This is a genomic window from Pseudomonas sp. B111 (assembly GCF_026428275.1).
Classification (GTDB): domain Bacteria; phylum Pseudomonadota; class Gammaproteobacteria; order Pseudomonadales; family Pseudomonadaceae; genus Pseudomonas; species Pseudomonas aeruginosa.
On the sequence record NZ_CP097857.1, the window covers coordinates 1,427,897 to 1,437,534 of the forward strand.

The 9,638-nt window shown below is 66.1% G+C and carries 14 protein-coding genes; 5 read left to right on the forward strand and 9 right to left on the reverse strand.

Annotated elements, in window-relative coordinates:
• Nucleotides 1-133: 133 nt before the first annotated feature.
• Nucleotides 134-829: an alpha/beta hydrolase gene (locus M6E97_RS06625; RefSeq protein WP_003090823.1), complete on the forward strand. Its 696-nt coding sequence runs from the start codon at nucleotides 134-136 to the stop codon at nucleotides 827-829.
• A gap of 47 nt (nucleotides 830-876) precedes the next feature.
• On the opposite strand, the gene M6E97_RS06630 is transcribed toward M6E97_RS06625, so the two are convergent.
• Both M6E97_RS06630 and M6E97_RS06635 read right to left on the reverse strand, forming a co-directional pair.
• Nucleotides 877-1,776: a Dyp-type peroxidase gene (locus M6E97_RS06630; RefSeq protein ID WP_003119903.1), complete on the reverse strand. Its 900-nt coding sequence runs from the start codon at nucleotides 1,774-1,776 to the stop codon at nucleotides 877-879.
• A 341-nt stretch (nucleotides 1,777-2,117) separates the two neighbouring features.
• Complete coding sequence (locus M6E97_RS06635) at nucleotides 2,118-2,699, reverse strand: TetR/AcrR family transcriptional regulator (protein ID WP_003090825.1); 582 nt, start codon at nucleotides 2,697-2,699, stop codon at nucleotides 2,118-2,120.
• Nucleotides 2,700-2,786: 87 nt separating this feature from the next.
• Here M6E97_RS06635 and M6E97_RS06640 point away from each other — a divergent pair, with 87 nt between their 5' ends.
• Together M6E97_RS06640 and M6E97_RS06645 are read left to right on the forward strand one after the other, a co-directional pair.
• Nucleotides 2,787-3,755: an enoyl-CoA hydratase/isomerase family protein gene (locus M6E97_RS06640; RefSeq protein ID WP_033939294.1), complete on the forward strand. Its 969-nt coding sequence runs from the start codon at nucleotides 2,787-2,789 to the stop codon at nucleotides 3,753-3,755.
• A gap of 5 nt (nucleotides 3,756-3,760) precedes the next feature.
• Nucleotides 3,761-4,243: a DUF6632 domain-containing protein gene (locus M6E97_RS06645; RefSeq protein ID WP_012613943.1), complete on the forward strand. Its 483-nt coding sequence runs from the start codon at nucleotides 3,761-3,763 to the stop codon at nucleotides 4,241-4,243.
• Between the two features lie 149 nt (nucleotides 4,244-4,392).
• Here the strand turns inward: M6E97_RS06645 and M6E97_RS06650 are convergent, their stop codons facing one another.
• The 3 genes from M6E97_RS06650 to M6E97_RS06660 form a co-directional block, all read right to left on the reverse strand.
• On the reverse strand, nucleotides 4,393-4,803 hold the full coding sequence (locus tag M6E97_RS06650; protein WP_022580247.1) for a nucleotide triphosphate diphosphatase NUDT15: 411 nt from the start codon (nucleotides 4,801-4,803) through the stop codon (nucleotides 4,393-4,395).
• Nucleotides 4,804-4,824: 21 nt separating this feature from the next.
• Complete coding sequence (locus M6E97_RS06655; RefSeq protein WP_003108892.1) at nucleotides 4,825-5,604, reverse strand: PhzF family phenazine biosynthesis protein; 780 nt, start codon at nucleotides 5,602-5,604, stop codon at nucleotides 4,825-4,827.
• Nucleotides 5,605-5,705: 101 nt separating this feature from the next.
• Nucleotides 5,706-5,945, reverse strand: a complete 240-nt coding sequence (locus tag M6E97_RS06660) for a hypothetical protein (protein ID WP_003099145.1) — start codon at nucleotides 5,943-5,945, stop codon at nucleotides 5,706-5,708.
• Nucleotides 5,946-6,315: 370 nt separating this feature from the next.
• On the opposite strand from M6E97_RS06660, the gene M6E97_RS06665 reads away from it, so the two are divergent.
• Nucleotides 6,316-7,149, forward strand: a complete 834-nt coding sequence (locus M6E97_RS06665) for a 5'-nucleotidase, lipoprotein e(P4) family (RefSeq protein WP_020751079.1) — start codon at nucleotides 6,316-6,318, stop codon at nucleotides 7,147-7,149.
• Between the two features lie 33 nt (nucleotides 7,150-7,182).
• Here the strand turns inward: M6E97_RS06665 and M6E97_RS06670 are convergent, their stop codons facing one another.
• Nucleotides 7,183-7,407, reverse strand: coding sequence for a hypothetical protein (locus M6E97_RS06670; protein WP_003090833.1), 225 nt, complete (start codon nucleotides 7,405-7,407; stop codon nucleotides 7,183-7,185).
• Nucleotides 7,408-7,567: 160 nt separating this feature from the next.
• Between M6E97_RS06670 and M6E97_RS06675 the strand changes: the two genes are divergently transcribed.
• On the forward strand, nucleotides 7,568-7,738 hold the full coding sequence (locus M6E97_RS06675) for a hypothetical protein (RefSeq protein WP_003090834.1): 171 nt from the start codon (nucleotides 7,568-7,570) through the stop codon (nucleotides 7,736-7,738).
• Nucleotides 7,739-7,757: 19 nt separating this feature from the next.
• Here M6E97_RS06675 and M6E97_RS06680 read toward each other — a convergent pair whose 3' ends face one another.
• The 3 genes from M6E97_RS06680 to tsi4 all read right to left on the reverse strand — a co-directional run bounded on the left by M6E97_RS06680 (nucleotide 7,758) and on the right by tsi4 (nucleotide 9,507).
• Nucleotides 7,758-8,279 carry a hypothetical protein gene (locus tag M6E97_RS06680; protein ID WP_003119901.1) on the reverse strand — a complete coding sequence of 174 codons (522 nt, stop codon included), beginning with the start codon at nucleotides 8,277-8,279 and terminating at the stop codon, nucleotides 7,758-7,760.
• 198 nt (nucleotides 8,280-8,477) lie between these two features.
• Nucleotides 8,478-9,065: a type IV secretion system toxin Tse4 gene (tse4, locus tag M6E97_RS06685; protein ID WP_003138819.1), complete on the reverse strand. Its 588-nt coding sequence runs from the start codon at nucleotides 9,063-9,065 to the stop codon at nucleotides 8,478-8,480.
• 4 nt (nucleotides 9,066-9,069) lie between these two features.
• Nucleotides 9,070-9,507 carry a type VI secretion system immunity protein Tsi4 gene (gene tsi4 / locus M6E97_RS06690; RefSeq protein WP_003099162.1) on the reverse strand — a complete coding sequence of 146 codons (438 nt, stop codon included), beginning with the start codon at nucleotides 9,505-9,507 and terminating at the stop codon, nucleotides 9,070-9,072.
• Nucleotides 9,508-9,638: the final 131 nt, after the last annotated feature.

The following is a 9,638-nucleotide window of genomic DNA, read 5'->3' on the forward strand; positions in this document are numbered from 1 at the left end:
CGCCTACCGGAACAAGGAGTTGTTCTTTTCGACGAACGTCCTCACCTCCCGCTATCGCCCGCCCATCGCGACCTCGTATGCTCGCCGGGCGATGCCTCATGCCAGCAACCCTCACCCACAAGGGAGCAACACGATGAGCAACCTGCCTGCGATCATCCTGGTCCACGGCTTCTGGGGCGGCGCCGCCCACTGGAGCAAGGTCATTCTCGAACTGAAACGCCTCGGCCACGACAACCTGCATGCCGTCGAACTACCGTTGACCTCGCTGGCGGACGATGCCGAGCGGACGCGCAAGATGATCGCGCAGCAACAGGGGCCGGTCCTGCTGGTCGGACACTCCTATGGCGGCGCGGTGATCACCGAGGCCGGCAACCAGCCGAATGTGGTCGGGCTGGTCTATATCGCCGCCTTCGCCCCCGACAGCGGCGAAAGTCCCGGCGGCATCACCCAGGAGCACTTGCCCCTGGCCGCAGCGAACCTGGCGCCGGACAGCGATGGCTATCTCTGGGTGAAGGCGGACAGGTTCCACGAAAGCTTCTGCCAGGATCTCGCTGCGGACGAAGGGCTGGTCATGGGCATCACCCAGAAGGCTCCGCTGGCCAGCACTTTCGGCGATGCCATCGGCAGCCCGGCCTGGAAGAGCAAGCCCTCCTGGTACCAGATTTCCAGCGCCGATCGCATGATTGCGCCGGAGAACCAGGAGCGGATGGCCGCGCGGATCGCACCGAGGAAGATCGTCACCCTCGATGCCAGCCACGCGTCACTGGCCTCGCGAGCGAAGGAAGTAGCGGCGCTGATCGACGAGGCCGCCGTGGCCACCGCCCACTAGCGCCGCGCAGGACGCGGCAGCAGGCCTGGCCTGCTGCCGCGGCGGGCTCAGAGGCCGAGGGCGGACAGGTCGAGGCGGCCGTCGGCCATGGGCGGACACCAGAAGTAGCTGCCGCTGATCGGCCGGGTGAAACGGAACAGGCCATCGAGCACCCCGTCTTCCACGCCGATCATCCGTAGCCACTGGACCTCGAAGGCCTCGAACGAGCGGCCGAAGGCGGCGAACAACAGCCCCGCGCGGTGCTCGTCGGACCAGGGCGCGCCGCGCCGCAGGAGGAACGCGGCGGGCTCGAAGCTTTCCTGCTCGGTGCGCTTGACGTGGGCGTAGGCCGGCGCGTCTTCCAGTTCTTCATCGTCGGACTTGCGGCGGCCGATGATGTTGTCCATCTCCTCGCCGGGGATCGCCTGCATCCGGTCGAAGTCATGCAGCCACTGCTGGACAGCAACGAAACTGCCGCCATCCAGGCCCGCACCGCGCCCGGAGACCAGCGCGGCTTCGAGCGCCGCATCGCCCTTGGGGTTCTCGGTGCCGTCCTTGTAGCCGGACAGGTCGCGGTCCTCGCCGTAGAGGAACGCATCCACCGCGCCGGTCCGCTGGAAGGCCGGCGCCAGCGACCGTTCCAGCGCGTGCGAGCGCAGCGTCACCTCGCCGCGATCCTCGCCGCGCAGCCAGCACCACAGCGCGGAGGGCGTGGACGGCAGGTCGATGCCGGGCGCGGCGAGCACCGGATAGTCCTTCATGCCCTCGACGGTCTTGCCGAGGCTGAGCATCAGCGAATGGCCGATACCCACCACCAGCTGGTAACCATCGGTGGCCGCGGCCAGGCTGGCCAAGGTCGCGGCCACCTGCTCGGGTTGGGAAATACTGAAAAACAGGTAGCGACCCACCACCGGAATCGGGGTGAGAATGCCTGGCTGAGCCGCGCTCATGTTGCCTCCATCTATCATCAGGCCGTGCGCCGCTCGTGGCGATGCACCTTCGATCTCGTTCTGGTTCGAGCAATGCTCGGTCTCGGAGCGCAGCGGCGGGCGACGCCAAGCGAAGCGGCTCCGAAATACCCGCGCATCCTAAACCGGTGCAACGCCAGAGACCACTCGAAGACGAGGGAAAAGCGCGAAGCCGGACCTGCGTCGCTCAGAACTCCATCGGCATGAGACCGACCACCAGGCCGGCGACGGCAAGAGCAAACACCAGCAGGGCCTTGGCGAGTTCGAGATGATGGGCGTTCATGGGCTTACCTGTCGGAGGGAAAGCCTGACGCTAGACGCCGAACATTGCAGTTGTGCAATCAGTCCCGGTCCGCTTGCGGCGAAACCGCTCCGCTCGCCGAAAGCAGGCCCAGCGCATGCTCCAGCGCCGCATCCAGGACCTTGTCGCGCGCCACCTCGCTCGCCTGGGCACGCGCGAGAAGCACCGCGCCGACCGACAGGCAGGTGAGCACCCAGGCCCGGTTCTCGTCGCCCATCAGTTCGGCCAGCCGCCGTTGCCGTTGTTCCAGGGCGCGTTCGAAGGTTTCCCGCACCTCGGGCCCTGCCCGGCCCACCTCGGCGGCCAGCGCCGGAATCGGGCAGCCCATGTCGGCATGCTGCGCATGACCGCGACTGAGGTAGAGACGGGTGGCGCCGGCCAGTTGCTCCAGGCTGTCCAGCGGAAAGGCATCGTGCTGGGCGCTCAGCTCGCGCTGCAGGATCGCTTCGAGCAACTCCGCCTTGCTGGAGAACTGCGAGTAGAACGCCCCGGTGGTAAGACCAGCCGCCTTCATCAAGGTGTCCAGGCCGGTGCTGGCGAAGCCCTGGCGCTTCACCAGCGGAGCGGCCTTGCTCAACAGCAGGGCGCGGGTGGCCTGTTTCTGTTCCGGTTTGTAGCGCATGCCGACTATCCGTTGGTTGGGGAGACGATGTCGTCACATTGGATAATGATCGTTATATAACGCTCGTTATCCAATGAGGAAGCCGCAATGACTCTAGCACCGCGACACCTGCGCATAGAACAACGAGGACGCGTCCTGCAAGTCCTGCTCGACAATCCCCCGGCGAACTTCCTCACCACGGCGGTGATGCAGGAACTGGCCGACCTGCTGGACGACCTGGAGCAGCGCCAGGACATCGGTGCCGTCATCCTTTCCGGAGCGGCGGATGGGGTCTTCCTGACCCACTTCGACGTCGACGAGATCGAGCGCGCCGTCGCCCCCATCACCTTCTCCATGCCGGCCTGGCTGACACGCCTGCTGCTGGAAAGCGAAAGCCTCCTGCGCCACTTGCCTGGGGCGAGGAAGCTGCTGCGGCGCACCCTGCTGGCAGGCGTCGCCGACATGAACCTGTTCCATGAGGTCACCGCGCACATGCGCCGCATGGACAAGGTGTTCATCGCCGCGATCAACGGCCTGGCCCTGGGCGGCGGCTGCGAGCTGGCGCTGGCCTGCGACCTGCGCCTGATGGCCGAGGACGACCAGGTGGAACGCTTCCTCGGCCAACCGGAAGTACTCATCGGCCTGATACCGGGAGGCGGCGGCACCCAGATGCTGGCGCGCAGCCTGGGCGTGGCCAAAGCCCTGGAGTTGTGCCTGGAAGGACAACTGCTGGAGCCGCGCCAGGCTCTTGCGCTGGGCCTGGTCAACGGGCTGGCGCCAGCGGAGGAGCTACTGGAAGCCGCCGACGCGCTGGCGCAACGCCTGTCCCGGCGCTCGCCGCAGGCGGTGCACCTGATCAAGCGTTCGATCTACCAGGCGGCTTCCCGCGACTGGACGGAGGGCATGGCCAGCGAAAAGGCCGGCTTCCTCTCCGCCGCCTCCCAGGGCAATACCCGCCGCGCCATGCGCGAATACATCGAACGGGTGCGCACCATCACCCGTGAAGAGCGTCCTTTCCGCCGTGCGGATTTCGACGACCTGACCGAAGGCAACGCCATCGACATGGCCTACAGGTGATCTGCATGACTGCCTCCTCTTCCCCGGTTTCCGCCACGCCCTGGCTGACCCTGAGCATTCGCCTGATGGCCGGCGGCTTCCTGCTGTTCTTCGGCCTGGCCCTGGCCACGCTGCTCCTGCGGCTCGACCAGTCGCTGCTCGACTCCGACGCCGGGCGCCTGCTGCTCCGCCTGGTTCGCTGGGGCGACCAGCAAGGCGGCGGACAGCACTATGAGCTGATGATCTCGACGATCTACCTGGTCTGGGGCGCATTCCTCTGGCGCGCCGCCAGCCAGCCCTTCCGCCACCGGCTGTTCATCGACTTCACCGTGGCGGCCAATGCCGCGCACTTCGGCCTGATGTTCCTGCAGGGACTATTGATGCCCGGCGAACACATCCACCTGGCCGGCGATGTCCTGCTGGGCTGGGCCTCGCTGCTGCCGCTGATGCTGTTCTGGATACCGCAACGCAAGCGGGCAGCCCCTTCGCTCGCCGTCGAGCGGAGATGACGACGGTGCAACGGCCTCAAAGGGGCCTAGCAGTTCGAACAGGCTCCTCTTGATGCCGTTGCGGACTGGCCTATGCTCACGGTGTGTGCGAACCCCAAGGGTATTTCCCGACCAGCTCCCCCGCGGTCGGGATTTTTTTTGCCTGTCGCTCAGCGCACCGGATCGAAGGGCGAATAGCCCCGCCGGCGCAGGCTCGCCAGGGGCGCGAACAGCGGCTCCGGCAGATCGGCCCAATCGAACCAGGCCCAGCCGTCGCACTTGTCCGGCTCCATGAGGCGCGCCTCGGCATCCTCCGCGCAACCGGCCAGGATGAACGCGGTGAGGTAGTGTCGCCCCTCGAAGACGTCATTGCTGAACGGGCCGTGGCGCAGTTCGCTCAGCGCCAGGCCGGTCTCTTCCAGGGCTTCGCGCAGGGCGCAGTCCTCCACCGCCTCGCCGAACTCGAGATGGCCGCCGGGCGCCGACCAGCAGCCAGCGCCGTGGCTGCCCTTGCGGCGCCCCAGCAATACCTTGCCGTCCCGCAAGATCAGGACGCCCACGCCTACCTGCGGTACCGGCATCGTCGCACTCCTGCTTCGGGATCAGAGATGGAGCGTACCGCTCATGTACAACGCCGCCTTGCCGGAGATGACCACCCGCTCGCCGCGCACGTCGCATTCCAGGCGCCCCTTGCGCGCCCCGCCCTGCTCGGCGCTCAGCCGGGTCTTGCCCAGGCGCTGCGCCCAGTACGGCGCCAGGGAGGTATGCGCGGAACCGGTCACCGGGTCTTCGTTGACGCCGACGTTGGGCCCGAACCAGCGCGAGACGAAATCGAAGCGCTGGCTGCGCGCGGTCACCGCCACCCCGCGGCACGGCAGGCCCTTCAGCCGGGCGAAGTCAGGCGCCAGGGCAGCGATCGTCTTTTCGTCGTCGACCACCACGAGGTAATCGTCGGTCTTCAGCACTTCCGCCTCGACAATGCCCAGCGCCTCCAGCAGTCCGTCCGGTGTCGCGCAAGGTTCCGGACGCTTGGCCGGGAAGTCCATCGCCAGCGAGTCACCCTCGCGCCGCACGCTCAGCTCGCCGCTGCGAGTGGCGAAACGCAGTACCGGGGAAGCGTCGTCGAGCTTGTGGATCAGCACCCAGGCCGTCGCCAGGGTCGCGTGGCCGCACAGGTCCACCTCGACCTGCGGCGTGAACCAGCGCAATCGATAGTCGCCGTCGCGGCCGACGACAAAGGCGGTTTCCGAAAGATTGTTCTCTTCCGCGATGGCCTGCAGGCGCTCGTCGTCCAGCCAGGCATCGAGGGGGCAGACCGCCGCCGGATTGCCCTGGAAGGGACTGTCGGCGAATGCGTCGACCTGGAAGATCGTCAGTTCCATGTTCCGGACTCCTGTATTGATGGGCTGCGCACCTTAGCAGCCGGACCTCGACCAGGACAATGCCGCGCCCCCGCGCGGTTGCGCCAGCGCAGGCGCCTCGCTCAGATCTGCCGGATATCCAGCAGCGCCCAGACCTGGTAACCCTGGCGCTTGGCTTCCTTCTCCGCCTCCAGTTGCGCGGTGACCTTGCTGATGGAGCGCGAGCGATGTTCGAAACGCAGCGGCAATCCCGCCCCGTCCTTGCGCACGCTCAGTTCGACGATGGTGTAGCGGACCGGCTGGCTAGCCTCGGTCCGGGCCTTTTTCGGTCGTGTTTCGGCAAGGCCCAGCGCCTTGCGCATCTGTTCTTCAGAGTAGATTTCCTGCACGCATTCACCCAGATTGAATAAAACCCGCAAATCCTATTGGTTCGCGACCCCACTTGCCAGGATAGTCGGCGAAGCGGGTCACACATCGACGCGAAAATCGCGCCTACCAGATCCGGCAGCTTCATCGAAACCGCCGCCGACATAAGCTGTGGGCGCTGTACATCCCTGGATCCTTTCCCGGCCTGCTCCACGCGGCCGGGATTTTTTTTGCCCGCCGCAGCCGTTTCCCGGACAACGCGTCAATCGGTTACGTCATTGCGCCATCGCGATTGTGGTACCGCACGCCTTGAAGTATGAAAACACACCGCCATTCCCGCGCGGACATACTGCCCAAGACCCATCCATGCCACGAACCAGAACAACAATAATCGCCGCCACCCTGCTGCTGGCCAGCTCCCTGCTCCACGCCCAGGAGCAGATGCCCGCCGCAACGCCAGCCTCGAACCTGCTCACCGCCGCAGTCGCCTGGCGGCAGACCGCCGCCGAATACCGCGCCCTCTACTACCAGGGCTTCAACGTTGCCCGCGATCGACTGGACCGGGCGCTGGCCGCGCGCCAGCCCGGGGCGAGGAAACCGGCGATCGTCAGCGACCTCGACGATACACTGCTCGGCAGCAACAGCTACTGGAGCTTCCTGCTCAGCCAGGACAAGGAGTTCTTCGACGACGCCGTCTGGGACCGTTGGGTCGCAGCCAACGGCCCGAGCCTGACCCCCGGCGCCCTGGAGTTCCTCGAATACGCCAGGTCCCGAGGCGTGGAGATTTTCTACGTGTCCAGCCGCGACCAGGGCGAAAAGACCCTGGAGTATGCCCTGGGCAACATGCGCGCCCTGCGCATGCCGTTCGCCGACGCAGAGCATGTGACCATCCTGCGCGACAGCTCGAATAAAGAGCCGGCGCAGAAGGCCATCGCCGCGCAGTACGACGTGTTGCTGATGCTCGGCGACAACCTGAACGACTTCCAGCGCCGCTACTACGTCGACGACGTGATGCAGCGCAACCGGCTGCTCGACGAGGACCGCAAGGCATTCGGCGAGAAGTACGTGATCTTCCCCAATCCCACCGACGGCCATTGGATGAAAGCCATCTTCGGTGAATCGGAACCCGCCGACACGCCGGCCAACCGCGCCCGCTTCCGCGCTGCGGCGAGCCAGGGCGCCTGGAAGGGCGGCGACTGAAACCCTACACGGCGCACCAGGGAAGGTCCGTCGTCAGTCGAGCGCCGCGCACTCCGCGCAAACGTAGTGCCCGTCCGCGTCCCTCGCTACCAGCACGTCCTCGCAGCAAGCGCAGGGTTGCCAGGCCGGCCCGGCTTCGCTCTCCTCGCCGCCATCGGCGTAGTCTTCGGCGGACGCCGCGTCGAACTCGTCCTCCAGGTATTCGTTGTCCAGCAGGTGGTCGTGCTCGGGCTCGTGGATGTCGTCTTCGTCGCGCATGTTCGACCGTCGTCTCGCTGGAGGTGGCGGACTTATAAATGCGCCCGCCCGTCACGTCAACGTCCGTTCGCAGCGGGCCGGCAAAAGGACGCACCCACTCCGGGCGCTCGTCGAATTGCCCTAGAATCGCCCCTGCCTCCTGCCACCGACCCAAAGCATCATGAGCAAACTCCAGCACATCGGCCTGTTCTTCTTCGTCCTCCTTTCCGCCGGTCTGGCCCTCGGCTACCAGCTCGACTGTGCGGACGGCAGTCACATCGAGACCTATCTGTTGCGCGGCCTGGGCGCCCGCCTGCTGGGCATCGACCTGTGCCTGCCGCCCAGCCACTGAGACCGGCAGCGCGGCGCCGCTAGCCGGCCAGTTGCAGCCAAAGCGAAAACACGCCCAGCGCACACCAGAAGCCGGCGAACAGAAACGGCACGCGTCGCGAGAACAGCAAGGTTTTCTCGAAGCTGCCGCGGTTGACCTCGCGTTCGCTGAACAATGGCGAATCATCGTAGGCCAGGCCGATTTCCGGATCGCTGTGCAGCAGGCAGGACTGCTTGAACTGCCAATGGCAGATGATCTCCGAGGATGCCTGGATGCCCGGCCAGGCATGCAGGGAATTGACGATCCCGAGCAGTGCCAGGAGCGCCGGCACTACCAGGGTGAACAGCTCGCCCCAGGCCGGGTTCAGGTTGGCCATCGACGAGGCGTAGGCGATGACCAGGAACGACTGTGCCGTCAGGTAGGCGTTGGTCCGACTGGATAGCTGGCCCGTCTCGTAGTGGATTTCCCGCCGGTAGAAGTCCAGCCGCTCCTTGGCTGAACAGAAGATCCGGACATCGGATTCTTGCGACAACGGCCCTCCGGGCATGATCAACCTGGACACAAGCACGACACCTCGAACGAGTGGATGGGCTTGTTTGGAAAGAACTGATCCACGCCGGTTCGGAATCTCCGACGACCGTTCCCCGCGCCGGTAACGATTTCCGCCACCGCCCCGCTGGCCATGGAACTCAACGGGGCCCTGGCCGCCGCACGCCTGCGCAAGGTAAAAAGGGCGATCCTCCCGGATCGCCCTCCTGCATCAGAACAACGCCCCCAGGTAAGCCGCCGCGCCGCCGCCGAACTGTGCACCGACGTTGACCCCGGCCATCAACAGGGCGCCACGGGACGATTGCAGCAATTGCCGCGACATGCTGGCGCCCAACGCGGCGGTCAATGGCGAGGCGCTCGCCAGCGCCACCGCCGCCAGCAGCTTGGGATCGAGGCCGAAGAGGATCGCCGTGCCCGAACCGCCGGCGATGACTCCCGCGCCGAGTTCGACGTACATGCAGGGCCCGGTGAAGTCGCCGCGGGACAGGTCGCGCCCCACCAGGCCGTCCGCGACCAAGACGGTTCCGGTGCTCGGCAACGCCTCCAGCGCACCGGCCCCGCCAACGCTCTTGCCCTTGACATTGAGGTTGACCTTGCCGAAGCGCGGCAGGCGCATGCCCAGTCCGATCCCGCCGCCCACCCCGCCATAGCGGAAGGACACGTTCTCACCCTCCGGCGAGAGCAACGTGATGGAGCCGCCGCTGCCCGCCAGGAAGGCCACGGTCACACCTCCGCCGCTGGCCGTCACATAGCGCCAGCGACTCTCGTTGAGGGGCAAGGGAATGGGAAGTTGCGACATGACTTCAATGTCCTTTTGAGGTCGGTTGGGAAGAACGCAGGCCCAGCAATCCCCTGAACCCGACAATACCGAAGAGTGCGCCGAAGCCGCAGAGGAAAGCGCTGGTTCCCCAGAGCGCGCCGGCATCGTCGACTATCGCGCTGGCCGCCGGCCGCCCAGCCTCGTAGAGGACGCGAACCGGCTCGCCCACCTGGTAGCCGAAGATGAAGCCGCCCTGGGGATAGGAAATCCGCTCGCCGGAAACACTGGTGAAATCGATCTGCGGATGCGAACCACCGGCATTCAAGGCGCTGACCGTCCCCTGGGCTTCCTGCGCAGTACGCAGGAAATGGTACCGCTCGACGGTCTTGAAACCGCCGGCGAGCAGGAGGCCGAGTCCGAGCAGGGAAAAAAGGGAAGCGTGAAGAAGTCCGCCGATACGCGAACCGGAAGAGGTCGTCATGAGCCTTGTCGCCTGAATCATCCGTGAAGGCGCTAGGGTCGGAAAAGACCGCCCCCGCTGTCAATAGCGGCTATGCGATGAAGCGCGAGCCCAGGCGAGCTCGGGCCGAGCGGCCTTTTTCGGGGCGCAAA